This window comes from Brevibacterium sp. GP-SGM9 (assembly GCF_047300845.1).
Taxonomy (GTDB): Bacteria; Actinomycetota; Actinomycetes; order Actinomycetales; family Brevibacteriaceae; genus Brevibacterium.
Map to the genome: position 1 here is coordinate 1,447,930 of NZ_CP178563.1, position 22,499 is coordinate 1,470,428.

General features: G+C 67.0%; 22 protein-coding genes. 12 read left to right on the forward strand and 10 right to left on the reverse strand.

Going from position 1 to position 22,499, the window contains the following annotated elements:
• Nucleotides 1–110 precede the first annotated feature (110 nt).
• Together ACH82I_RS06680 and ACH82I_RS06685 are read left to right on the forward strand one after the other, a co-directional pair.
• The gene (locus ACH82I_RS06680) at nucleotides 111–1,658 is read left to right on the forward strand and encodes a L,D-transpeptidase (protein ID WP_413336353.1); all 1,548 of its coding nucleotides are present in this window, start codon (nucleotides 111–113) and stop codon (nucleotides 1,656–1,658) included.
• Nucleotides 1,658–2,170 (forward strand): GbsR/MarR family transcriptional regulator, encoded by a 513-nt coding sequence (locus ACH82I_RS06685; RefSeq protein WP_413336355.1) that lies wholly within the window; start codon nucleotides 1,658–1,660, stop codon nucleotides 2,168–2,170. Before ACH82I_RS06680 ends, ACH82I_RS06685 begins: the two co-directional genes overlap by 1 nt.
• Before the next feature lie 3 nt (nucleotides 2,171–2,173).
• Here ACH82I_RS06685 and ACH82I_RS06690 read toward each other — a convergent pair whose 3' ends face one another.
• A complete protein-coding gene (locus ACH82I_RS06690) occupies nucleotides 2,174–3,202 on the reverse strand; it encodes an iron-siderophore ABC transporter substrate-binding protein (protein ID WP_413336357.1) in 1,029 nt (342 codons plus the stop codon).
• Nucleotides 3,203–3,397: 195 nt separating this feature from the next.
• Between ACH82I_RS06690 and ACH82I_RS06695 the strand changes: the two genes are divergently transcribed.
• Nucleotides 3,398–3,757, forward strand: a complete 360-nt coding sequence (locus ACH82I_RS06695) for a helix-turn-helix domain-containing protein (protein ID WP_413336359.1) — start codon at nucleotides 3,398–3,400, stop codon at nucleotides 3,755–3,757.
• Nucleotides 3,758–3,788: 31 nt separating this feature from the next.
• Here the strand turns inward: ACH82I_RS06695 and ACH82I_RS06700 are convergent, their stop codons facing one another.
• From ACH82I_RS06700 to ACH82I_RS06720, 5 genes are all read right to left on the reverse strand, one after another.
• A complete protein-coding gene (locus tag ACH82I_RS06700; RefSeq protein ID WP_230747383.1) occupies nucleotides 3,789–4,070 on the reverse strand; it encodes an SHOCT domain-containing protein in 282 nt (93 codons plus the stop codon).
• A 119-nt stretch (nucleotides 4,071–4,189) separates the two neighbouring features.
• On the reverse strand, nucleotides 4,190–4,864 hold the full coding sequence (locus tag ACH82I_RS06705) for a response regulator (protein ID WP_413336361.1): 675 nt from the start codon (nucleotides 4,862–4,864) through the stop codon (nucleotides 4,190–4,192).
• Nucleotides 4,861–6,141, reverse strand: a complete 1,281-nt coding sequence (locus tag ACH82I_RS06710; protein WP_413336363.1) for a sensor histidine kinase — start codon at nucleotides 6,139–6,141, stop codon at nucleotides 4,861–4,863. Before ACH82I_RS06710 ends, ACH82I_RS06705 begins: the two co-directional genes overlap by 4 nt.
• 103 nt (nucleotides 6,142–6,244) lie before the next feature.
• Nucleotides 6,245–6,826 carry a ClpP family protease gene (locus ACH82I_RS06715; RefSeq protein WP_413336365.1) on the reverse strand — a complete coding sequence of 194 codons (582 nt, stop codon included), beginning with the start codon at nucleotides 6,824–6,826 and terminating at the stop codon, nucleotides 6,245–6,247.
• On the reverse strand, nucleotides 6,823–7,458 hold the full coding sequence (locus tag ACH82I_RS06720) for a ClpP family protease (RefSeq protein ID WP_413336367.1): 636 nt from the start codon (nucleotides 7,456–7,458) through the stop codon (nucleotides 6,823–6,825). The genes ACH82I_RS06715 and ACH82I_RS06720 overlap by 4 nt, the downstream gene beginning before the upstream one ends.
• 145 nt (nucleotides 7,459–7,603) lie before the next feature.
• Here ACH82I_RS06720 and ACH82I_RS06725 point away from each other — a divergent pair, with 145 nt between their 5' ends.
• The 3 genes from ACH82I_RS06725 to ACH82I_RS06735 all read left to right on the forward strand — a co-directional run bounded on the left by ACH82I_RS06725 (nucleotide 7,604) and on the right by ACH82I_RS06735 (nucleotide 9,528).
• Nucleotides 7,604–8,242 (forward strand): endonuclease, encoded by a 639-nt coding sequence (locus ACH82I_RS06725; RefSeq protein ID WP_413336369.1) that lies wholly within the window; start codon nucleotides 7,604–7,606, stop codon nucleotides 8,240–8,242.
• A 54-nt stretch (nucleotides 8,243–8,296) separates the two neighbouring features.
• The gene (locus tag ACH82I_RS06730; RefSeq protein ID WP_230747369.1) at nucleotides 8,297–8,602 is read left to right on the forward strand and encodes a hypothetical protein; all 306 of its coding nucleotides are present in this window, start codon (nucleotides 8,297–8,299) and stop codon (nucleotides 8,600–8,602) included.
• Nucleotides 8,603–8,733: 131 nt separating this feature from the next.
• The gene (locus ACH82I_RS06735) at nucleotides 8,734–9,528 is read left to right on the forward strand and encodes a YidC/Oxa1 family membrane protein insertase (RefSeq protein WP_413336371.1); all 795 of its coding nucleotides are present in this window, start codon (nucleotides 8,734–8,736) and stop codon (nucleotides 9,526–9,528) included.
• 263 nt (nucleotides 9,529–9,791) lie between these two features.
• Here ACH82I_RS06735 and ACH82I_RS06740 read toward each other — a convergent pair whose 3' ends face one another.
• The gene (locus ACH82I_RS06740; protein ID WP_230747365.1) at nucleotides 9,792–12,329 is read right to left on the reverse strand and encodes an ATP-dependent Clp protease ATP-binding subunit; all 2,538 of its coding nucleotides are present in this window, start codon (nucleotides 12,327–12,329) and stop codon (nucleotides 9,792–9,794) included.
• Between the two features lie 165 nt (nucleotides 12,330–12,494).
• Between ACH82I_RS06740 and ACH82I_RS06745 the strand changes: the two genes are divergently transcribed.
• Both ACH82I_RS06745 and ACH82I_RS06750 read left to right on the forward strand, forming a co-directional pair.
• Nucleotides 12,495–13,145, forward strand: a complete 651-nt coding sequence (locus ACH82I_RS06745) for a TetR/AcrR family transcriptional regulator (RefSeq protein ID WP_230747363.1) — start codon at nucleotides 12,495–12,497, stop codon at nucleotides 13,143–13,145.
• The gene (locus ACH82I_RS06750) at nucleotides 13,142–14,893 is read left to right on the forward strand and encodes a DHA2 family efflux MFS transporter permease subunit (protein ID WP_413336374.1); all 1,752 of its coding nucleotides are present in this window, start codon (nucleotides 13,142–13,144) and stop codon (nucleotides 14,891–14,893) included. The genes ACH82I_RS06745 and ACH82I_RS06750 overlap by 4 nt, the downstream gene beginning before the upstream one ends.
• A 4-nt stretch (nucleotides 14,894–14,897) precedes the next feature.
• Here the strand turns inward: ACH82I_RS06750 and ACH82I_RS06755 are convergent, their stop codons facing one another.
• Genes ACH82I_RS06755 through ACH82I_RS06765 form a run of 3 tightly spaced genes read right to left on the reverse strand, consistent with a single transcriptional unit; the run spans nucleotide 14,898 to nucleotide 16,985 of the window.
• A complete protein-coding gene (locus tag ACH82I_RS06755) occupies nucleotides 14,898–15,686 on the reverse strand; it encodes a DUF3152 domain-containing protein (RefSeq protein ID WP_413336376.1) in 789 nt (262 codons plus the stop codon).
• Nucleotides 15,687–15,702: 16 nt separating this feature from the next.
• Entirely contained in the window at nucleotides 15,703–16,371 is a 669-nt protein-coding gene (locus ACH82I_RS06760; RefSeq protein ID WP_413336378.1) for a VOC family protein, read from the reverse strand.
• Complete coding sequence (locus tag ACH82I_RS06765) at nucleotides 16,359–16,985, reverse strand: VOC family protein (RefSeq protein ID WP_413336380.1); 627 nt, start codon at nucleotides 16,983–16,985, stop codon at nucleotides 16,359–16,361. Before ACH82I_RS06765 ends, ACH82I_RS06760 begins: the two co-directional genes overlap by 13 nt.
• A gap of 196 nt (nucleotides 16,986–17,181) precedes the next feature.
• Between ACH82I_RS06765 and ACH82I_RS06770 the strand changes: the two genes are divergently transcribed.
• From ACH82I_RS06770 to ACH82I_RS06785, 4 genes are read left to right on the forward strand one after another with little or no spacing between them, the layout of a single operon-like run.
• On the forward strand, nucleotides 17,182–18,891 hold the full coding sequence (locus tag ACH82I_RS06770) for a TIGR04028 family ABC transporter substrate-binding protein (protein WP_413336382.1): 1,710 nt from the start codon (nucleotides 17,182–17,184) through the stop codon (nucleotides 18,889–18,891).
• Nucleotides 18,888–19,958, forward strand: coding sequence for an ABC transporter permease (locus tag ACH82I_RS06775; protein ID WP_413336384.1), 1,071 nt, complete (start codon nucleotides 18,888–18,890; stop codon nucleotides 19,956–19,958). Before ACH82I_RS06770 ends, ACH82I_RS06775 begins: the two co-directional genes overlap by 4 nt.
• Nucleotides 19,955–20,824, forward strand: a complete 870-nt coding sequence (locus ACH82I_RS06780) for an ABC transporter permease (protein ID WP_230747347.1) — start codon at nucleotides 19,955–19,957, stop codon at nucleotides 20,822–20,824. The genes ACH82I_RS06775 and ACH82I_RS06780 overlap by 4 nt, the downstream gene beginning before the upstream one ends.
• Entirely contained in the window at nucleotides 20,821–22,497 is a 1,677-nt protein-coding gene (locus tag ACH82I_RS06785) for a dipeptide ABC transporter ATP-binding protein (protein WP_413336386.1), read from the forward strand. The genes ACH82I_RS06780 and ACH82I_RS06785 overlap by 4 nt, the downstream gene beginning before the upstream one ends.
• Nucleotides 22,498–22,499 lie beyond the last annotated feature (2 nt).

Here is a 22,499-nt window from a genome sequence, read left to right on the forward strand (position 1 = left end):
CCCGAACGCCGAATTTCGCGGCTGCGAGGCCATTTCGTTAATACTTTCGTGATTTGGCTTCATTAGCATGGTCTGCAGCTCTCATCCCTGTGTTCGAACGAGGTTCCCTGTTGTCCAAGAAGATCCAAGGGGCGCTCGCCGCTCTGTCGGTGCTCGCCCTGCTGACGGCCTGCACTCCCTCGAGCTCCGACCCCGACTCCACTCGCAATGATGCGAAGAAGTCCGCCGAAGCCTCCCCCGAGCCGACTTTCCACGTCGGTGCGGTCTCCGAGGCGGAGGCGAAGGCCGCATCCGCGGACTCAGACGACGAGACCTCGGACGCAAGCGAATCGGCGGCCCCTACGGATTCACCCTCCCCCACCGCGAGCGATTCCGCCCAGGGCGGCCAGGCCGTCGAATCGGGCTCCGATATCGAACTCGAGCCGGGCAAGCGCATATCGCTGACCGTCGCTGACGCGAAATTCACCGACATCTCCATCACCGATTCCGAACACCCGCGCATCTCGGCCGACCCCGGGGTCTTCTTCGACTCCACCGGCGCCGAACTCGATGCCGAGGATGAGGATGCGAAGGCCGGATCCGGTTCCCTCGGCTCGACCGATGACGAGACCGAAGACTCCGTCGAACCGAGCGAATCCTCCGAGCCGAGCGAATCCGCCGATTCGGACGAGACACCGAAATCCGACGAGACAGCAAAATCGGACGAGAAGAAGAAGTCCGCCGTCGCGGCGCCCGATGATGCGACCGCGTGGATCTCCGACTACGACCTCGTCGCCGACAGCACCTACGAGGTCGCGGCGACGGCGACGACCGAGGACGGCCAGGAGCACGAGTTCACCACCACCGTGAACGTCGGAGCGAGCGATTCCTCGCCGATGGCCGTGCGCACCGTCCTCTCCGACGACCAGACCGTCGGGGTCGCCGCCCCGATCATCCTCACCTTCGGATCGACCGTGTCCAAGGAGTACCGCGACGACGTCGAACACCGCCTCTCGGTCAAGGTCACCGACAAGGACGGCAAGAAGCGCAAGGTCAAGGGGTCCTGGGCCTGGCTGCCCGACGACCCGGAGTCACGTCTGCACTTCCGCCCCAAGGACTACTGGCCCGCACATTCGAAGGTCTCCGTCGACGCCCCGCTGAAGAACGTCCCCACCGGTGAGTCGAGCGTCGGCCAGAACGACCTCTCCCTCGACTTCGAGATCGGACGGGAACAGGTCGTCGAGGCGAGCGCGAAGACCCACCGGATGACCGTGACCCGCGACGGCAAGGAGATCATGGACTTCCCCGCCTCCCTGGGCGCCCAGAAGTCGCCGTCCTACAACGGCATCCATGTGGTCATGGCCAAGGCCGCCGACTACACGATGACCTCCGAGCAGTGGGACTACGAGACCGATGTGAAATGGGCGGTGCGCATCCACAACAACGGCGAGTTCGTCCACGCCGCCCCGTGGTCAGCAGGATCGCAGGGTTCGGCCAACGTCTCCCACGGCTGCATCAACCTCAGCACCGAACGTGCCAAGGAGTACTACGATTCGGCGATCTACGGCGACCCCGTCGAGATCACCGGCTCGGATGTCAGCCTCTCCACCGAGGCCAGCGACATCTCCGACTGGGTCTACGACTGGGACGACTGGAAGAAGCTGAGCGCACTCGACTGATGCGCTCCGAAGATGAGGCCGGGGCCGCCTCGGCGAAGGACTTCCAGATCGAGTTCAGCACTCGGTTCGGCACGATGTGGTCGATGTCGGGGGCCTCGGTTCTCGAAGGCCGGATCGCCGGCTACCTCCTCGTCGACGAATCCGAGGGAGTGCGGGCCGCGGAGCTGACCGAGGCGCTGGGCATCAGCGCAGGCACCGTGTCGAGTGCGACCAGGCGACTGGTCGATGCCGGCTTCGTGCGCCGGATCAGGAGACCGGGATCCCGGGCCGATCACTTCATCATGGACTCCGATGTGTGGGCCGGCTTCCTCGCCCGCGAGGTGCCCTACCTCCGTGCCCAACGGGATCTGGCCGCCTCGGCGCTGAATGCAGTCCACCCGGGCACGGATGCCCATGCCCGGGTGGTCAATATGCACGATTACATGTCCTGGCTCGTCGACGATCTCGACCTGGCCGGATCCTGGGCCCGGCGCAGGGCCGAACTCGAATCGGCCCGTGTCCGAGACCGCTGAACTCTACTTGTCGAGCTTCTTCACTGCCTCGTCGATCATCGGCACGTAGCGCTCGAGCGTCCAGGGGACGGTGAGCGGGTTGATGATCGACGAGCCGGTGACGAAGGGCTGGTCATCAGGGGCGACGACCGCTCCGGCCTTGATCGCGGGGATGTTCGCGTAGACGCTCTGTCTCTCGATCTCCTTCCGGCTCTTCTCATCGGAGTAGAAGGTGAAGATGAGGTCGGAGTCGTTGAGCTTGTCCGCGTTCTCCAGACCGATGAGAGCCGAATCCGTGCCCGGTTCGTCGTAGTCCTTCTTCAGTTCGTCGATGACCGGGTCGGGAGTCAGCCCGAGTGCCGAGACCATCGAGACGCGCTGTTCGCTGGGGTAGAACACGCCGAGGGTGCCCGGTCCGGAGTTGTAGATGAAGGAGAAGGTCAGGCCTTCGTACTCCTTGCGCTTGGCATCGGAGAGCTGGGTCTTGATGTCCTCGACGAGCCCTTCGGACTCCTCTTCCTCACCGAGGGCCTTGCCGATCGTGGTGATCTGCTCGTCCCATTCGATCGTCCACGGCTGTTCGGGGTAGGCCACGGTCGGGGCGATGTCGGTGAGCTGATCGTACTGCTCCTGGGTGATGCCCGACCACGGGGCGAGGATGACATCGGGATCGAGTTCGGCGATCGCCTCGACGTCGAGTTCCGTGTCGCCCTGGAACTGCTCGGGCAGCTCTTCGCCCTTCTCCTCGATGGCCTCGTGGATCCACGGCATGTAGCCGGAGTCATCGCTTCCCCAGGCGTATTCCTCCATGCCGACCGGGGTCTTGCCCAGGGCGATGGCGGTCTCGGTCGATCCCTGACCGAGGGTGACGACGCGTTCGGGTTCGGTCTTGATCTCCGCCTTGCCCAAGGCGTGCTCGATCGTCACCGGCTCGAAATCACCCGCAGTCTGAGCCTCGGTGTCCTTCGAATCCTGGCTGCAGGCACCTGCGGTGAGCGCGAACGCGATTACCGTTCCCGCGGCGGCGAATCGACGCAAGAGTTGAGCTGACATTTCTGCCCCTTCGACAAGTGGGATTCCATGGGATCCCTCGTGTTTTACAAAGGCCAGCCTAACTTAAAGTTTCAAAAAGTTTGAAACCTGTGTGAGAAGAGTCTCCGAACCCGTGTCGATCGGCTCGGAGTCTGCGTCCATCTGCTCACAGCAGAAACCCTCGCAGCCGCGCCCGTCTGCCCCTAGGCTCGCAGCATGGACGCACATCGTGAGGACCATCGGACTCCCCCGCTGCTCTGGCGTGAGGCGCTGGGCCGGGTGCTGCGTCTGCGCCGCACCGACCTCGCTCTGACGCTGGCCGCCGTCTCCCGACGCTCCGGGGTCTCGACCCAGTATCTCTCCGAGGTCGAACGCGGTCTCAAGGACCCCTCCTCCGAGGTCATCGAGGCGATCGCCGTGGTCCTCGGGCTCGAACTCCCGCAGGTCCTCGTGCTCGCTGCGAGCGATCTCGGTCAGGGATCCCTGCAGCTCAGCGCTCTGGGCTCTCCGGGCAGGGCGACAGCTGCACCCGCCGCTCCCCTGCGCGGACGGGCACAGCTGTCTCTGGCGGCCTGATCCGCCGCGGCGCGGGTCGGCCGTTCCCTGATCAGCCGTTGCCCGGATCGGGCCGATTGGCCCGCAGCACCTCGAGCCTGGCCCGGTAGTCGGCCTCCTCGATGTCCCCCTGGGCGAAGCGCTCGGCCAAGGTCGCCTCGGCGCTCCTGACGCCTTGGTTGCGCGAATCCGCCCACGGCGGTCCCCCGGCATTGCGCCAGCGGCGACGGTTGAGGGTGATGATGAGCGTGACGACCAGGCCGATGACGACGACCCAGAAGATCGGGATGAGGACGAAGAACGGCCAGAGACCGGGTCCGTGTTCCATATGCATGATGCCTCCTTGTCAGGTGTCCACGGGTGTCGTGGACCTGGCATCCATCCTTCGCTCTCGGCCGCCTCGGCGAATCCCCCGCCGGGAGTCACTGCGGCTGCTCCCCGGGGATGACGCCCTCAGGTCTCGCCCAACCAGCCGGGTGAGACGAGCCCGGATTCGTAGGCGAGGACGACGAGGTGGACGCGGTCGCGGGCGGCGACCTTCGTCATGATCCGCGAGACGTGGGTCTTCGCCGTCAGCGGTGAGAGAACGAGCCGGGCCGCGATCTCGTCGTTGGACAGGCCTTGGCCGACGAGGGCGAGGACCTCATGCTCCCGCTCGGTGAGGGCCTCGAGTCCGTGCTCAGGTCCGGTTCGCAGGCCCAGTGACATGCGTGTCAGCAGGTACTTCGTGACCTCGGGTGAAAGCAGCGCCTCGCCTGCGGCGACGACGCGGACGGCACGGATGAGATCGACCGGTTCGGTGTCCTTGAGCAGGAACCCGCTGGCCCCTGCCCGCACTGCCCTCACGATGTAGTCGTCGAGGCCGAAGGTCGTCACCAGCACCACCCGCACTCCGTCCAGCCGCGGGTCCGCGGCGATCTCCTCGGTCGCCCACAGACCGTCCCCAGCGGGCATCCTGATGTCCATGAGGACCACATCGACCGGGGTCGCCCGCACCTTCTCAACCAGCTCCTCACCGCCGGAGGCCTGGACTGTCACGGCGATGTCGTCCTCGGAGCCGAGCAGCGAGGCGAAGCCCGCCCGCACCAGCTGGTGATCGTCGGCGATTGCCACGGTGATCGCGGTCATCGGTCGTCCTCTCCTGTGCGGCCGGCTTCGGCCGTCGTCCACGGCAGGTCGGCGGCCACCTCGGTGCCGGATGCGGCTGCGGTTCCGGTCTCCGACGCCGAGGTGATTGTGACGGTGCCGTGGAGCAGCTTGGCTCGCTCCCGCATCCCGATGATCCCAGTCCCCTCCTGCGCCTCGCCGAGCCCGGTGCCGTCGTCGTGGACGCGGATGTGCAGGCGCGTCTCGGTGCGGGCGATCTCGACGTGGGCGGCCTCGGCGCGAGCATGCCGGACGACGTTGGTCAGGGCCTCCTGAACGATCCGGTAGGCGGCGGCACCGACGGCCTCACCCGGACGCTGACGAGTGCCGTCGGCCGCCAGCGGTCGCCGGTCGTCGAGGTCGATGGCCGGCCCCCCGGTCATGCTCGCAATCAGCGCGGGCAGGTCGTCGAGGCCGAGCACCGGGGCCAAGGGGGCATCCTCGCTGCCTTCTGCGCCGGTCATGTCCGAGCGCATCGTATGCAGGAGCGCCCGGACCTCGTTCAGCCCGGTGCTGCTCAGCCGTCTGATCGCCGCGAGTGCGGCCCGAGCCTGCTCGGGGTCTCGGTCGATGAGGTGTTCACCGACCCCGGCCTGCACGTTGATCTGCGACAGCGAGTGGCCGAGGACGTCGTGGAGGTCGCGGGCGATGCGCAGGCGTTCGTCTTGGACCACCTCGGCGTGGCGGGCGGCGGTGGCCGCGGCCTCCCGCCGTCTGGTCTCGCGTCGCCTGCGGACGAAGGCTCCGATTCCCACCGCGATGGCCAGGCCGATGCTCGCCGAGGCGACCCGACCGGCCGACCAGTCGACGCCGAACAGCGGACCGATCAGCAGGGCACCGAGCCACACCCCGGCGGCTGAAGCGATCGCCGGCACGGTCTGCCCGCCGAGCATGGCCGCGACGATCGCGGACAGGTAGGCGGCATAGAACGGAGTCATCTCCGGTCCGGCGAATCCCTGTGACCAGGGCGGCCCATTTCCGCTCCCGTGGCCGGCGACGAAGCCGAAGTCGCTCGATGATTCCGCGGCCGAGGCCAGTGCCGCCCAGACGAGGATGTCGAGCAGCGTAAGTCCCGCGAGCACCGCGACACGGAGGCCGGGGCGGCGAGCCAGGATCAGGAAGACCAGCGGTGAGGCCACGGCCACGCCGATGCGGACGGCGCCGGCGACGATTCCGGCATCCGAGCCGGCGGCGAGCACGATTGCGAACGGCAGCTGCAGCAGCAGGGCGATCGCGGATAGGCCCAGGGTTCGGCTCATTCTCCGATCGTAGTCACCCGCCCGGGCCTGCGTCGTCATCCCCGGGGAGTATCGCGCTGCCCTCTGCGCGGAGTACGCGTGGTTTCCTACTCCGGGCGAGACCTCAGAGGATCTGGTCGATCAGTCCGAACTCCTTGGCCGCCTCGGCGTCGAGGACGAGGTCCCGATCGAGATCAGCATGGATCTGCTCGAGGCTGCGACCGGTGCCGCGGGCGAGCATGGCTTCGACCTCACGGCGCTGCCGGGACATCTCATCGGCGGCGAGGATGAGATCAGGAATGGTTCCCCGCGCCCCTTCGGCATAGGGCTGGCGCAGCACCGCACGGGCATGTTCGAGCATCGAACGCTGCCCGGGCTGACCGGCGGCCAGGAGCACTGCGGCATCGGCAGCGGCCTGACCCACACAGGTCGTGGCCACGGTCGCGCGGATGTGGCGCATTGCGTCATAGATCGCGGTCATCGCCGTCAGCGAGCCGCCCGGAGAGTTGATATAGAGGTGGATCGGCAGCTCGTGATTGTTCGCCTCGAGGTGGAGCAGCTGGGCGATGATCGTGTTCGCCACCCCGTCGTCGATGCCCACACCGAGGTAGACGATGCGGTTGCCGAGCAGGTGTGAGTACACGTCGACGATCTTCTCGCTGCTGCCCGAGCGGTCGACGACGTTCGGGATCGTGTACTGGCTCATCGGCGTGCTCCGATCATTCCGTGGAGTTCGGCCGGATCGTCGAGGATCCGGTCGATGAGTCCGTACTCGAGGGCCGCGGTCGCGGAGAACCATCTGTCGCGGAGGGAATCGGCGAAGATCGTGTCATAGTCCTGCCCCGTCGCCGCGGAGAGACGGTGAAGCACCGAGTCCCTGACTTCCCGGAGGTCGCTGCCTTGGAGTTCGATATCGGCGGCGGCCCCGCCGATTCCGCTCGAGCCCTGGTGGAGGAGGATGCGGGCGTTCGGGAGTGCGAGGCGCTTGCCCGGGGTGCCCAGGGACAGGACGAACTGCCCCGCCGAGGCGGCCCACCCGAACGCGATCGTGACGACGTCGTTCGGCAAGGTCGCGATCGTATCGGCGATCGCGTGCATCATCGGCACGGATCCGCCCGGCGAGTTGATCCACAGATGGATGTCGGCCTGCGGGTCCTCGGCGGAGAGGAGGACGAGTCGGGAGATGATCTCCATGCCGTTCTCATCGCGCAGCTCCCCGGTGAAGACCACGGTGCGGTAGGCGTAGAGCATCCGCTGGGATTCGGGGATCGGGCTGGTGTCGGGATCGTCCTCGGAGTCGGAGAGGGTCGGCAGGAATGGCGCAAGATGTGTGTACATGCCCTCACTGTGGCCTTGTGCGCCGGTCAGCGGAACACGAATCCGCTCACGGCGGTGCCATGCCGCTGTGAGCGGATGGATCCCGGATTCTGTGGCACCGGCGGCTCTTGACTGCCCGCCCCGGGACCGGCCTAAGATCGGCGGCATGAGCACTCAGCGAAAACGTGCCGTACGCCTCATCGATGCCCACGGCCGCACATTTGCCGCTGACGCCGCAATCACGCTGCGCGACAAACCGGCCCCACTGTGGCAGCTGCTCGTCCTCAGCCTCCTGCTGTCCAAGCCGATCGGCTCCGATATCGCCCTCACCACTGCGCGCGAGCTCCACTCGAAGGGCTGGAGGACACCTCAGCGGCTGCGGGCGAGCACGTGGCAGCAGCGCGTCGATGCGCTCGGCCGCGGCGGCTATCGCCGATATGACGAGAGCACCTCCACCCGATTGGCAGAGGCCGCCGAACTGCTCATCGAGCGGTGGCACGGAGACCTGCGGCGGCTGCGTGATGAGGCGGAGGGACGGCCCCGCCGGATCGCCGAACTGCTCCGGGAGTTCACCGGAGTCGGTCCGACCGGGGCGAACATCTTCCTGCGTGAGGTCCAGCAGGTCTGGCCCACGGTGCGACCGGCGTTCGACCCGCTGGTCCGCAAGGGAGCGCAGACTGCCGGATTGCCGGAGGGCGACGAGGAGCTGGCCGACCTGGTCGCAGGCGAGGACCTGGCGCGGCTGGCGGCGGCACTCGTGCGACTCGCCCGGGACCCCGATCTCCTCAAGGCCGCCGAGGACTGAGCTCTCCGCGCAGGTGCGCATGCTAGCATCGGCCACGGAGAGGAGGACGAGACCATGCTGATGAATCTGCTGATGACGCTGCAGTTCCTGCTTGCCGTGCTCGTCTCCGACGTCGATTCGGCTCTCCCGCAGTCCCCCACCCACATGCTCGTGCTCGTCCTCTTGGGCGCGGCATTGCTGGCCCCGATCGCCTCATGGGCATCGACGGCCCTGGTCAGGGTGCTTTCTCTGGCCACCCGGGTGCCCACCCTTCCGAATGAGCGGACCGCGGTCCGTGACTTCCGCATGCCCGAGGAACCGGGAACACCCGGCACCGCTCGGCCCAGAGCTCCTTCACTCGTCGTTCGCGCCAGCGCCTGAACGACCGTGTGACTGCCTGAGGGCTCTCACTCCCACTGCACCCCCACCTCGGCGAGGTTGTGCTTCTGTGCGTCGTTCCGGCGATGGCTGCCACCGGCCCATCACCGCACCTCAGCGAAGGACGCAACGCCATGAACATCTACGAATTCCCGCCCATCGAACTGCTCGTCGACGCCGCCTACTGGATCGTCACCGGACTCAGCTCCCTGCTCGAACCCCTCGCCGGAGCCCAGAGCGCGGCCCTGGCCGTCGTGGTCCTCACCCTCGTCGTCAGATGCCTGCTCATCCCCGTCGGACTCTCCCAGGTCAAGGCCGGAATGACCCGCCGGCGGCTGGCCCCGAAGATCACGGCCATCCAGACCAAGTACAAGAAGCAGCCCGAGCTCATGCAGCAGAAGGTCATGGAACTGTACAAGGAGGAGAAGGCCTCTCCGATGGCCGGCTGTCTGCCCGTGCTCGCGCAGATGCCCGTGCTCATGGCCGTCTACGGGCTCTTCATCCATACGTTCGTCAACGGGCATGCCAACGAACTCCTCGGACACACGCTCTTCGGTCTCCCGCTGGGTTCGAGCTTCTTTACGCTCATGGGCGCCGGTGACCTCAGCGGGGTCTCGATCACCGTCTACCTCGTGCTCATCGTCCTCATCGCCGTGGTCGCCGGATTCTCCCGGCACCTCCTGACCCCGGCGATGCCGGAGCCGGCGAGCACGCAGTCGCCGGCGGTCTCGAGTGCTGATCGCCCGGCGATGCCCGATCTCTCGGGCGTGACGAAGGTGCTGAGCTTCATGCCGTTCATCACCGCGATCATCGCCCTGTTCGTGCCGCTGGCCGCGGGCCTGTACCTACTGACAACGAGCACCTGGACGCTCGGCGAACGGCTGGTGCTCAACCGCCTCCTCGGCGCGAACGAGCCGGTGAAGAGCTGAGCGGAGCCTCGTCCGTCTCGATCACTGCGAAATCGGAAAAAGTCGTCACTGGCGACGACTTCTTCGACCGCCGCATTGCGCGACGACCAGATGCACACCCGGACCGGGTGCACGCGCGGACCGGGTGCACGCGCCGATCAGATGCACGCCCCGACCGGATGCACGCGAAGAGCCCGGGGCGGAGGAACGCATCCTCCGCCCCGGGCTCTGCTCGGCTCACGCCGGTTCGCTGTGCTCGGTGCGGCCGTGCCGATCCCGCAGGATCAGACGGCGACCATGGCCGATCCGGTGCCTGGGGCCACGCGCAGCGCTCCATCGATGACCGAAGCGCGGACGGTTCCGCCCTCGCTCACGGCCTCGGTGACCAGCAGGTCGGCGATCCGATCGTCGAGTTCACGCTGGATCGCCCGACGCAGCGGACGGGCACCGAACTCGGGCTCGTAGCCCTGATCGGCCAACCAGTCGAGGGCCTCGTCGGAGACCTCGAGCGCGATCTCCCGCGCGGCCAGGCGCTTGCGCGAGGCCTCGAGCTGGAGGCCGACGATGGTCCGCAGCTGCTCCCGGTCGAGGCGGGAGAACATCACCGTATCGTCGATGCGGTTGAGGAACTCGGGCCGCATGAACTCCTTGAGCCGGCCCATCACCTTCGCCTTGAGGTCCTTCTCCGCGTCGACCTGGGCACCGGAGTTGAAGCCCAGCGGGTTGCCGGACATGAACTCCGAACCGAGGTTCGAGGTCATGATGATGACCGTGTTGCGGAAGTCGACCGTGCGTCCCTGACCGTCGGTGAGCCGACCGTCGTCGAGGACCTGCAGCAGCAGGTTGAACGCATCCGGGTGGGCCTTCTCGACCTCGTCGAGGAGGATCACCGAGTACGGGCGCCTGCGCACCTGCTCGGTCAGCTGACCGGCTTCGTCGTAGCCGACGTAGCCGGGAGGGGCGCCGACGAGGCGGGAGACCGTGTGCCGCTCCCCGAACTCGCTCATGTCGAATCGGATCATCGCCGATTCGTCGTCGAAGAGCGTCGCGGCCAGGGCCTTGGCCAGTTCGGTCTTGCCCACGCCCGTGGGTCCGAGGAACAGGAAGCTGCCGATCGGGCGGTTGGGATCGCCCATCCCCGTCTGGCTGCGGCGGATCGCCTTGGACACTGCGGTCACGGCGTCGTTCTGTCCGATCACCCGTTCGTGGAGGACCCCTTCGAGTCCGGCCAGTCGCGTCTTCTGACTCTGCGTCATCCGCGCCGCCGGGATTCCGGTGGCCCGGGAGACGACCTGGGCGATCTGCTGTTCGTCGATGACGGCATCGGCGGAGTTCGCCGAGGTGGTCTCCGGGTTCTCTGCGGCCGTGATCCGGGTGCCGAGCTCGGTGAGTTCGTCCCGGAGCCGTCCGGCGCGTTCGTAGTCCTCGATCTCGATCGCTGACTTCTTCTCCGCTTCGAGCTCGCTCAGCTTCGCCTTGAGCGCTTCCACGTCGACCGCCGGTCCGCGCTGCAGCGACATCCGGGCACCGGCCTGGTCGATGAGATCGATGGCCTTGTCCGGGAGGAACCGGTCGGTGATGTAGCGGTGGGAGAGTTCGACGGCGGCGCGGATCGCCGCATCGGTGTAGGTCACCTCGTGGAATTCGGCGTAGCGGTCCTTAAGGCCCTCGAGGATCGCCACGGCGTCCTCGACGTTCGGCTCATCGACCGTGACCGGCTGGAAACGGCGTTCGAGCGCCGAGTCCTTCTCGATCGTCCGGTACTCCTTGAGCGTGGTGGCTCCGACGAGATGCAGATCGCCGCGCGCCAGCCTCGGTTTGAGGATGTTCCCGGCATCCATCGAGTTCGATTCGCCGTTGCCGCCGGCACCGACGAGGGTGTGCAGCTCGTCGACGAAGACGATGAGCTCACCGTCTTCGGCGATCTCGTCGAGTGCCCCGGTCAGGCGCTCTTCGAAGTCACCGCGGTAGCGGGTGCCGGCGAGCATGCCGGGCATATCGAGTGCGATCACGCGCTTGCCGTGCAGCTGCTTGGGCACCTCGCCTGAGTGGATGGCCTGGGCGAGTCCCTCGGCGATGGCGGTCTTGCCGACTCCGGCCTCACCGAGGAGGACGGGGTTGTTCTTGGTCCGCCGAGCGAGGATCTCGACGGTCTGCTCGATCTCCTGCGAGCGGCCGATGACCGGGTCGAGGCGACCGTCTGCGGCCAGCGCCGTGAGGTCGGTGCCGAACCTCTCGAGCATCGTCTCCTCTTCGCCCTCGGCCTCTGCGCCGGGATGACCGGCGCCCGCCTCGGCGGCTTCGGCTCCGGCCTGCAGGGCGGCCTGGGTAACCCCGGCCTGGGCGAGGATGCGTCCGGCCGGCATCTCCTGGTTGAGCACGAACGCGAAGAACATGTGCTCGGGGTCGATGTAGGTCGAGCCGAAGGCGCGCGCCACCTGGTAGGCGTCGAGGAGCGCTCGCTGAGCCGAGCCGGTCAGCGACGGTGACGATTCGGCAACGCTGTCGGCCGTGGCCGGCAGGCGTCCCTCGATGGCACGGGCGATGGCTTCGGGATCGGCTCCGGCCTGACGCACCGCGGAGACTCCGGGTTCGGAGTCGACCATGGTGCGCAGGATGTGGAGCGCATCGACCTCGGCCTGACCGTGGCGGCCGGCGAATTCCGCTGCCGCTTCGATGACCTCATGGCTGCGCTTGCTCAGCAGCCGGTTGATGTCGACGGTGCGAGACCGACGGGCTCCGTTCTGACCCTGCAGGTAGCGGGCGAGGAACTCGTCGAACGAGTCGCCGCCGGAACCGGCGGGTCCGAAGAATGTGGCCAACGTGACCTCCTGTTGGAAAGTTGAGCGTATACGACTCAATCAACGACCGCGGTGGTGGTCTTATTCCCGCGCCGGTCAAGCCGTGTAATCAAGATCACGGGCCATATTTGCATGAAGTGCACTTCTGCACTTGATGCAAAATTGCAATAGATGCATAATTTTCTGGTGAGTTCCGAACCAGAAGTGTCGCTGCGCGAGCGCAAGACCCGAGAGCGTCGTGCGGCCATTCACACCGCTGCCGTCGATCTGGTCGTCGATCACGGTCTCGACAATGTGACCGTCGCGCACATCGCGGAGGCTGCGGAGGTCTCGACGCGCACGTTCTTCAACTATTTCCCGACCAAGGAAATGGCCATTCTCGGCTTCACGGAGTCCGCGGACCTCGCCACCGAGGTGCAGCAGTTCGTCGAGGACTTCGAACCCGTTCGTGAGCGTCTCGCCGAAGACCTCGCCTACACGATCCGCGCCACCTTCGAGTTCCTCGTGCCGCGCTCGACGAACAGGCGGAAGGTGCGCACGATCCTGTCCCGGTATCCGCATCTGAGCATGCTGAGTCTGGAGACGAGGCGGTCCTACTCCGACCAGATCCTGGCCGGGGTGCGCCGGCGCATCGAGCGTCACGGCGTCGACTTCGCGGACGAGGAGTCCGCAGCCAGCGCCACGCGCATGCTGGCTCAGCTGTGCTCCATTCCGATCGAGCACACCCTGAGATCGGCGAAGTCCGATCCCGCACAGAACTTGGCCGAGGACCAGGTGGACGAGGCGTTCACCTCCTCGACAGAGCTTTTCCTGACCGTCATAGAAAGGTTGAAATGAGTCACACCGCGACTGAGCCCACCGCTCCTTCGGAGCAGGGCGCCACACAGGAGGCCGAGGTCAAGACCTCGTCCGTGATCCTGCTGTTCATCGGCCTGATGCTGGCGATGTTCATGTTCTCGCTCAACCAGACCATGCTGGCAACGGCACTGCCGACCATCGTCGGCGACCTCAACGGCGTCGATCAGATGCTGTGGGTCTCGACGGCATTCATGCTGGCATCGACCATCATGATGCCGATCTACGGCAAGCTGGGCGATTCGTTCAATCGCAAGAAGATCTTCATCTTCGCGATCTGCATGTTCATCCTGGGCTCCGTGGTCGGATTCGCCGCGCACAGCATGGCTGTCCTCATCACGGCCCGCGTCATCCAGGGACTCGGCGGCGGCGGCCTCATCATCCTCGCCCAGTCCCTCATCGCCGCCGTCGTACCCGCCCGCCAGCGCGGCAAGTACATGGGAATCATGGGCGCCAACTTCGCCGTCACCTCGGTGGCCGGACCGCTGATCGGCGGCTGGATCACGGAGGGACCCGGCTGGCGCTGGACCTTTGCGCTCAACTGGCCCTTCGGAGTGCTGGCGCTGATCGCCGCTCTGCTCTTCCTCAAGGTCCCCAAGTCCGACCGCTCGGTCAAGCGGCACGTCGACTACGCCGGCATGATCCTCATCGCGGAGTTCACCACCGCCCTCATCCTCACCACTTCATGGGGCGGACACCAGTACGACTGGAACGATCCCATCATCATCGGACTCATCGGCATCGCCGTGCTCAGCGCCGTCGTGTTCGTCTTCGTCGAGCGGGCAGTTCCCGAGCCGATCATTCCGATGTTCGTGTTCACCGACAGGAACTTCATCATGTGCACGATCGCGGGCATGTGCATCGCGGTCGGCATGTTCGGGGTGCTCTCCTACATGCCCACGTTCCTCCAGATGGCACACGGCATCGAGGCGACGAAGGCCGGGCTGCTCATGGTGCCCATGATGGCAGTCATGCTGCCGACCTCGATTGCCGTCGGCTTCATCGTCTCGAAGACGGGTCGCTACAAGTACTACCCCGTCATCGGCAGCGCGATCGTCGGCGTCGCCCTCTTCCTGATGGGAACATTCGTCTCGGCCGACCAGAACGTGCTCGTCGTGATCGGCTGCCTGTGCGTGCTGGGCCTCGGCCTGGGACTGTCGATGCAGATGCTCGTTCTTATCGTGCAGAACTCGTTCCCGGTGGCGATGGTCGGCACGGCCACGGCATCGAACAACTTCTTCCGTCAGATCGGCGGCACGCTCGGCATGTCGCTCATCGGCGCGCTCTTCACCTCGCGGCTCTCGGCCAACCTCGAGGACGGGATCAAGTCGCTGGGTCCGCAGGGTGGCGCCGCGCTCAAGGGCGCCGGATCGAATTCGCTCACCCCTGAGGTGGTCACCTCGCTGCCGGATCCGATCCACTCGATCATCATCAACGCCTACAGCGATGCCCTCGTCCCGATCTTCCTCTGGGTCAGCCCTCTGGGGATCATCGCCGCCCTTATCCTCCTGTTCGTTCGGGAGAAGGCACTCGCCACCAAGGTCGACGGCCCGGAGGCCCAACCTCCGCGTGAGGTCGTTGCGACCGACAGCATCGCCGTCGTCGAGCAGCCAGGCTCGCTGACACCGGCCGGCTCGTCATCGGTCAATGATGAGATCGAGTTCGAGACCGCGACGCGAGCGGCGGCCGGAGGGAACTCGCGCGAGCGCGCGCACTCACCCAAGCACTGAGGCCTCAGCCCTTCGAGGGCCAGCCGTTGGGTGTGCAGCCCTGCAGGCCCTTCGTCTGCTGCTGCATGAGCGGGGCGGTCTTGCCTCGGCCGGGGCACGATTCGTGCCCGTGGCCGAGCGCATGGCCGACCTCGTGGTTGATGAGGTAGTGGCGGTACTGGGTGATGTCATCGAATTCCTCGGTCGCCGAGACCCAGCGTTTGGCGTTGAGGATGACGTTGTTGCCGTTTCGGCAGGAGAGCTTGCCCAGGGTGCGCAGCGGCAGGCACATCTCGTCGACGGTGTCGGGGCTGGCGATGGAGATCATCGCGTCCTGACCGTCGTCGACCATCTCGATCGCGACGTCGTCCATGTCCTGCCAGCCGCGTTCGTCCTGGAGGGTGCCGATGATGAACGCCGCCGCCTCGTCGACGTCGATGGGCAGGTTGTCCTCGACGCGCAGTGCGACCCTGAAGGTCCTGCCCTCGTCCCGGTTCGGGCCGGTCTCTTCGGCCGGACGGTCCCATTTCCCGCTGCCGTGCATGTCGATGTCACCCTCGCTCACCTCAGCGGCTCCGGCGGCTTCGACTCCCTCGGAGTCGGCATCGTCACTCGGTTCGGGCGACCGGCTGGTCTGTCCGGACTCACTCGGCGCCGCGGATCCGGTGCTCGGAGCACCGACGGTCTCGGCGGCATGCGGGGTCGGACGGGTCTCCTGCTCGGACTCGGGCGCGCAGGCGCTCAGGCCGATGAGCAGGGAGACTGCGGTGAGCGTGGTGAGCAGGCGGGCGCGGGGCTGGGGATGAGTCGGCACACTCGCAAGTGTAGTCTCAGAACTCCACTGTGCCGCCGGGTCCGCGCAGTCGTGCGTGCAGTCGGTTCTCCGGCCCGGTCACCACGTCCGCGTCCCCGGCCCCGAGCTCCCCGAGCACACCGCGCAGCGCCTCGGGGTTCGCGGTCTCGATGCTGAACTCGAGCAGCTCGAGGGCGGGCAGGGCCGCCTCGGCGGGGTGGGTGGACTCTCCCCAGTCGATGAGGAACGGCTGCACGCCGGACAACGGCAGCGGCGATTTCGACGTCAGCCGCCACTCGAGCAGCTCCCCCTCGGCGGTCTCCCGGGACATGTCCCGCACCTCGCCGAAATCGATGCCCGCGGTGTTCGCGGCCGCGATCTTCGCGAGGAACGCCGGCGGATGGATCGCCCAGGTCTGCAGGGTCAGCCCCTCGGACAGGTGGGCGTCGAGCGGCAAGGTGCCGTCGGCGGGTGCTGCCTGCTCAGGGTCGGGGCCGAGGATCTCGAGGTACGTGTGCGCCCCGGCCGGCCACCCCCTCGGGGTGAGACCGAGCAGGAAGTTCGCGGTCCCCCGGCCGGGATGCCGACCGCCGGGAACTGCGCGCACTCCGGTGGCGGCTTCGATCTCGGCGACGCCGGCGTCGAGTTCGGGCACCGTGACGATGAGATGGTCGAGTTCGGCGGGAATCGGTTTCAGAGCGTCCATGATCCACCTGGACCTTTCAGAGTGGTGTGCAGACGGTCGGTCTCGCCTGCCTCAACCTCGAGGTTAGCGCCCAAGAATCGCAGAACACTGCGAGTCCCGTCAACGTCCGGACTGCTCGCCCACAGTCGCTCGAGGCCGATGCGCTGCATCTCCCGGCTCGCGGGATGCGGGGAATCGAGCCAATCGATGAGGAAGGGCTGAATCCCGCCAAGCGCCAGCGGGGTCCGCCGGGTCAGCCGCCATTCGAGCACGTTCCCGTCCGGTGTCCTCCGGGCCATGTCATGGACCTCGCCGAGGTCGACGTCCGTTGTCGTCGCCGCTGCGGCGACGAGTCCGTCGAAGTCCTCAGGCCGGACCGCCCAGCGCTGCACCGTGGGTTCGACGATGCCGGCCAGACGCCCGGCGGCGAGCGCGGGATCCTGGTCCGGGTCCGGGCCGAGGATCTCCAGATAGCTGTGCCCGTCGATCCCGAGCAGAGCGTTCGCCGTGCCCAGGCCCGGGTGTGATCCCCCGGGAACGGCCCGGACACCCAAACGAGATTCGAATTGCTCAACACCCTCGACGAGATTGGGCACGGCGATGACGAGATGGTCGAAGTCGGAGGCGCGCAACATAGTGCAATATTAACCCGAGCGAATTGACCGCCGATACGCCGATGCGCTTAACTCATAGCCATGCAGAACACGACCGCGCCCCGACCATGTCGACGCATTGTGCGTCGCAGCGGGAATAGCCCGACCGGCTCCAATTGTTGAGCTATCGTCTCGTTCGTTCTGTCTCTGATCCCACCGGCCCGAAGGACCACCTGCCATGACGGATCTCCGTCCCTCCACCTCGGCGCGCGCCATCCGCACCCCGTTGGACCGCCGCAATTTCCTCAGCCTCGGACTTGGATTGGGCACCCTCATCACCCTGAGCGCCTGCACGCCCACGGACACCGCACCCCTGGCCGACGGACAGCCCGTCAAGGGCGGGGTGCTCACGTACTTCGAGCCGCAGACCTGGACCCTGCTCTATCCGCCCTCGGTCGGTTTCTATCCCAACGGCGGCATCATGAACAACATCTCCGCCCGCCTGCTGTGGCAGGACCCGGAGACCCTCGAACTCCACCCCTGGCTGGCCACGAATCTGCCCGAGATCAACGCCGAGGCCACCGCATTCACCTTCACCCTGCGGCAGGGTGTCACCTACTCGGACGGTTCGCCGCTGACCCCGGAGAACGTGGCGAAGAACTTCGACCTGTTCGGCAAGGGCGACGAGGCCCGCACCCTGCCGGTGTCCGAGCAGATCTCGAACTACGATCGAGCCGAAGTCCTCGACGAGCACCGGGTGCGCTTCCACTTCAGCGCCCCCTCCCCCGGATTCGCGCAGGCCACGTCGACGATGAACGCGGGCCTGCTCGCCGATTCCTCCCTCGACCTCGATGCCGAGGGCTTCGGCCCCGGAGGTGCCACGCAGATCCACACCTGCGGGCCCTTCCACATCACCGAAGAGACCATCGGCACGAAGCTCTCCGTCCGGGCCCGCGAGGACTACGACTGGGCACCGCCCCACCTCGACCATCAGGGACGGGCCCACCTCGACGGCATCGACTACCTCGTCAACAACGAATACTCGGTGCGCATCGGTGCGGTGCTCTCCGGCCAGGCCGATGGTGTCCGCGACGTCCAGGCCCCGGACGAACCACGGGTGACCGAACAGGGTCTGCGCCTCTACGCGAAGGCCACCAACGGCATTAACAACAGCATCAACTTCCGGTTCCGTCACGCACTCCTCGACGACATCGCCGTCAGACAGGCACTCATCGCCGCGATCGACCGGCAGGAGATCGTCGACAAGCTCTTCACCCCCAACTACCCCCTGGCAACGGGACTGCTGGCCAAGGGCGCCATGGGGTACAAGGACCAGTCGGGATCGTGGACCTACGATCCGACGACGGCCGACCGCCTCCTCGACGAGGCCGGTTGGGGCGAGCGCAACGGACAGGGATACCGGGTCCGGGACGGGCAGGTGCTGGCGCTGACCGTGAACATCGCCCTGCCACAGCCGCGTTCGAACGAGGTCCAGACCCTCATCCAACAGCAGCTGCGCCGGGTCGGGGTGCGCCTGTCGATCAACCCCGGCGACCAGTCGAAGCAGACCCTCGACGCCCTCGACCTCGACACCGTGCAGATCTATCACTCGATGGTCGCCCGCGCCGACTACGACAATCTGCGATCGAACTACTCCTCGGTCAACCGCGACGTGTTCCTCAACGGCGCCAACCGTGAGGACGCAGCCAATGACTCCATCGACCCGAAGGTCGACGAACTCCTCGACGCCCTCGCCGCCGAACCCGTGACCGAGAAGCGTCAGATCGCCGCGGAGAAGGTCCAGGACTACCTCGTCGAGAACGCCTATGTGCTGCCGTTCTTCGAAGAGCCCCAGGTCTTTGCTTTCCGGCGCCGCGTCCACGGCTTCGCCACCGAACCGGTCGGCCGTCCCGATTTCTACAGCACCTGGCTGGCAGGAGAGCAATGATCCTCGACATCCGCTATCTCGCCCTCCGCCTCGGCCAGGCGGTTCTCGTGCTGCTCCTCGCCTTCACCGCGGCCTTCATCCTGCTCAGCCTCATCCCCGGCGACGGCGTCACCGCCCGCTTCGCCGACCCGGCACTGGGGCTGTCCCCCGATCAGATCGCCGAGATCCGCGAATCCACCGGTGCCGACGAATCGTGGATCAGCCGCTACTTCCTCAGCCTGGCGGGCTTCTTCACCGGGAACTTCGGCTTCTCCGTGCAGACCGGGGCGGCCGTGTCGACGATCGTCTCCGCGGCCCTGCCCTCGACGGCGGTGCTCGCACTCTCCGGGTTCCTCACCGCCCTGGTGCTCGCCGTGATCATCGCGGTGCTCGCCACCTTCGGGCCTGCGACCGGTCCCTTCGCGTGGATCCGCCGCGTCCTCGACTCGGTGCCCAGCCTGTTCATCTCGATCCCCGTGTTCTGGTTGGGCATCCTGCTCATCCAGGTCTTCTCCTTCCAGCTCGGCCTCGTCTCCGCCGTCGCCCCCGGCCCCACCGAGGCGCTCGTGCTGCCGACGCTGACCGTGGCGGTGCCGCTCTCGGCCCCGATCGCGCAGGTCCTCATCCGTTCGATCACCGAGGTCAAGGCCTCCGGCTTCGTCAAGGTCACCGCCGCCAAGGGGGCCTCCGAACTGTGGATCCTCATCCACGCGGTCGCCCGCAATGCGATCCTGCCGGGTCTGACGATCATCGGGCTCGTCTTCGGCGAACTCGTCGCCGGGGCCGTGGTCACCGAGACCGTGTTCGGCCGCAACGGCATCGGCCAGATCACCGCCCAGGCCGTGACCCACCGCGACAACCCGATCCTGCTCGCTGTAGTCGTCATCGCCACCTTCGCCTACGTCATCATCAACCTCATCGTCGACCTCCTCTACCCCGTCATCGACGTTCGTCTGCGCCGGCAGCCGAGCGCCGCCTCGGCGGGCAGGAAGAGCCACGACGCGAGCACCCGCCGGGCCCTGAGCACGACCGCCGGCAGCGTCGGCGTCGACCTCGGCTGGGCCGAGGACAAGGAGTCCGAGTCATGAGCCTCACCGATGTCTTCACCCGCACCCCGGGTGCCCGCCGACTCGGAGCCGGCCCGCGCCGAGGCGGCGGCACCGTGATCGGACCGGCCACCGTCATCTCGGCGCTGGTCCTGCTCATCGCGGTCGCCTGGGCCCTGTTCCCGGGTCTGTTCACCCACCACGATCCCAACGACGGCGGGGACACCGCGGCACTCCTCGCCCCGAGCCTCGAGCACTGGTTCGGCACCGACCAGACCGGTCGCGATGCCTTCTCCCGCGTCGTCTACGGAGCCTCGCAGTCGCTGCTCGCGGCCCTCGTCGCCGTCGGCGTCGGCCTCATCGTCGGCACCGCGATCGGACTCATCGCCGGCACCCGCCGCGGACTCGTCGACGATGTGCTCATGCGGCTCATCGACGTCCTCCTCTCGATCCCCGCGATCCTGCTCAGCCTCTCGATCGTCGTCGTCCTCGGCTTCGGCACCATCAATGCGGCCATCGCGGTCGGCGTCACCGCCATCGCCCAGTTCGCCCGCCTCTCGAGATCGCAGGCGGTGAGCATCAACACCAGCGACTTCGTGGCCGCCGCCTACGGTTCGGGCGGGACTTTCGGCTCCGTGCTGATCCGCCACATCCTCCCGAACTCGATCTCTCCCGTGCTGTCCCTGGCGGTGCTGCAGATCGGTTCGGCGATCCTGCAGATCTCCACGCTCGGGTTCCTCGGCTACGGCACCCCGCCGCCGACCCCAGAATGGGGCCTCATCATCGCCGAAGGCCGCAATTTCGTGGCCACCGCCTGGTGGCTGACCGTGCTGCCCGGCCTCGTGGTCATGGCCATCGTCCTGGCCACCCACCAGATCGGCAACACCCTGCGAAAGGCGACATCATGAGCGATGTGACACCGCTGCTGCGCGTCTCCGCACTCACCGTCGACTACGCCCGCCGAGGCGGCACCTCCTCCCCCGCCGTCGCGGATCTCGACCTCGAGGTCCGGCCCTCCTCGATGACCGCCGTGGTCGGCGAATCCGGATCGGGGAAGTCGACGACGGCCAATGCCGCCATCGGACTCCTCCCCTCCTCCGCGGCTGTCACGGCCGGGCAGATCCACCTCGGCGAGGTCGATCTGCTCTCGCTGGGGGCGTCCGGTTGGAGGGGTGTGCGCGGCACCCAGATCGGGTACGTCCCGCAGGATCCGGGCACCTCGCTCAACCCCCTGCAGACCGTCGGGAAGTCCGTCGCCGAGGCGCTGCGGATCCACCGCCGTGCGAACCGGCACGAAGCCCGTGCCCAGGTCATCGAGCTGCTCGGCCAGGTGGGCATCGACCGGCCCGAGAAGCGCGTCGACCAGTTCCCGCACGAACTCTCCGGCGGGATGCGTCAACGCGTGCTCATCGCCTCCGCCATCGCCCTGCGTCCGCGTCTGCTCATCGCCGACGAGCCGACCTCGGCGCTCGACGTAACCGTGCAGAAGCAGGTCCTCGACCTCCTCGACGAGCTGCGGGCCGAGACCGGGATGGGCGTCCTCTTCATCACCCACGATCTCGCGGTGGCCGGGGAGCGTGCCGACGAAGTCCTCGTCATGCAGTCCGGTCGCCTCGTCGAATCCGGGCCCGCCCGGCAGATCTTCTCCCGCCCGGCCACTGACTACACCTCGCGGCTGCTCGCCGATGCCCCGGCCCTGCAGACGCAGGCCCGACGGTCCCCCACCGGCGCCGAGGCGGTCGATCCCTCCGCACGCCCGTTCGTCTCGGTCGATTCGCTCACCCAGATCTACGACCGCACAGGCGATCAGGTCATCGGCGTCGAGGACGTGTCCTTCACCGTCGCCCGCGGCACCACTCACGGCATCGTCGGCGAATCCGGTTCGGGGAAGACGACGACGGGCAAGGCTCTGGCCGGGTTCCTCACCCCGCAGTCCGGGAGTCTGCGCGTCGGCGACTTCGATGCGGCCGAACTCAGCGGCCGCTCTCGACTCCGGGAGTTCCGGCGCACAGTCCAGCTCGTCCACCAGAACCCCTATTCCGCGCTCGATCCGAAGCATTCGATCCGGGCGACGCTGACCGAACCGCTGCGCAACTTCCGCATCGGGGATCGGGCGTCTCGGCCGGGCATCGTGGCCGAGACCCTCGAGCGGGTGGCGCTGCCCAGTGAGTTCCTCGACCGGCGGCCGGCCGAACTCTCCGGCGGACAGCTGCAGCGCGTGGCGATCGCCCGGGCGCTCATCGCCGGTCCCGAACTCGTCGTCTTCGACGAAGCGGTCTCGGCTCTCGATGTCACCGTGCAGGCGCAGATCCTCGACCTCCTCGATCAGCTGCAGACCGAATTGGGGCTGACCTATGTCTTCATCTCCCACGACCTCGCGGTGGTCCGTCAGATCGCTGATACGGTGTCGGTGATGTCCGGCGGTCGCCTGATCGAGAACGGTCCCACCGAGGATCTCTTCGCCCACCCGCGCACCACCTACACCCGCACTCTCCTCGAGGCGATCCCCCGACCCGTTGCGGCCGGCGACGAGGAGCCGAAGCCTTCGGCTCCGACCGCCTTGGCCACCGCAGAAAGCTGAGT

Excerpts from the sequence above, each read along its gene's own strand:
- ACH82I_RS06695 (WP_413336359.1), top strand. The coding sequence starts at position 3,398 with ATGGACGCACATCGTGAGGACCATCGGACTCCCCCGCTGCTCTGGCGT.
- ACH82I_RS06760 (WP_413336378.1), bottom strand. The coding sequence starts at position 16,371 with ATGGACGCTCTGAAACCGATTCCCGCCGAACTCGACCATCTCATCGTC.
- ACH82I_RS06690 (WP_413336357.1), bottom strand. The coding sequence starts at position 3,202 with ATGTCAGCTCAACTCTTGCGTCGATTCGCCGCCGCGGGAACGGTAATC.
- ACH82I_RS06735 (WP_413336371.1), top strand. The coding sequence starts at position 8,734 with ATGAACATCTACGAATTCCCGCCCATCGAACTGCTCGTCGACGCCGCC.
- ACH82I_RS06785 (WP_413336386.1), top strand. The coding sequence starts at position 20,821 with ATGAGCGATGTGACACCGCTGCTGCGCGTCTCCGCACTCACCGTCGAC.
- ACH82I_RS06705 (WP_413336361.1), bottom strand. The coding sequence starts at position 4,864 with ATGACCGCGATCACCGTGGCAATCGCCGACGATCACCAGCTGGTGCGG.
- ACH82I_RS06715 (WP_413336365.1), bottom strand. The coding sequence starts at position 6,826 with ATGAGCCAGTACACGATCCCGAACGTCGTCGACCGCTCGGGCAGCAGC.
- ACH82I_RS06780 (WP_230747347.1), top strand. The coding sequence starts at position 19,955 with ATGAGCCTCACCGATGTCTTCACCCGCACCCCGGGTGCCCGCCGACTC.
- ACH82I_RS06765 (WP_413336380.1), bottom strand. The coding sequence starts at position 16,985 with ATGTTGCGCGCCTCCGACTTCGACCATCTCGTCATCGCCGTGCCCAAT.
- ACH82I_RS06775 (WP_413336384.1), top strand. The coding sequence starts at position 18,888 with ATGATCCTCGACATCCGCTATCTCGCCCTCCGCCTCGGCCAGGCGGTT.
- ACH82I_RS06720 (WP_413336367.1), bottom strand. The coding sequence starts at position 7,458 with ATGTACACACATCTTGCGCCATTCCTGCCGACCCTCTCCGACTCCGAG.
- ACH82I_RS06725 (WP_413336369.1), top strand. The coding sequence starts at position 7,604 with ATGAGCACTCAGCGAAAACGTGCCGTACGCCTCATCGATGCCCACGGC.
- ACH82I_RS06770 (WP_413336382.1), top strand. The coding sequence starts at position 17,182 with ATGACGGATCTCCGTCCCTCCACCTCGGCGCGCGCCATCCGCACCCCG.
- ACH82I_RS06685 (WP_413336355.1), top strand. The coding sequence starts at position 1,658 with ATGCGCTCCGAAGATGAGGCCGGGGCCGCCTCGGCGAAGGACTTCCAG.
- ACH82I_RS06710 (WP_413336363.1), bottom strand. The coding sequence starts at position 6,141 with ATGAGCCGAACCCTGGGCCTATCCGCGATCGCCCTGCTGCTGCAGCTG.
- ACH82I_RS06700 (WP_230747383.1), bottom strand. The coding sequence starts at position 4,070 with ATGCATATGGAACACGGACCCGGTCTCTGGCCGTTCTTCGTCCTCATC.
- ACH82I_RS06730 (WP_230747369.1), top strand. The coding sequence starts at position 8,297 with ATGCTGATGAATCTGCTGATGACGCTGCAGTTCCTGCTTGCCGTGCTC.
- ACH82I_RS06750 (WP_413336374.1), top strand. The coding sequence starts at position 13,142 with ATGAGTCACACCGCGACTGAGCCCACCGCTCCTTCGGAGCAGGGCGCC.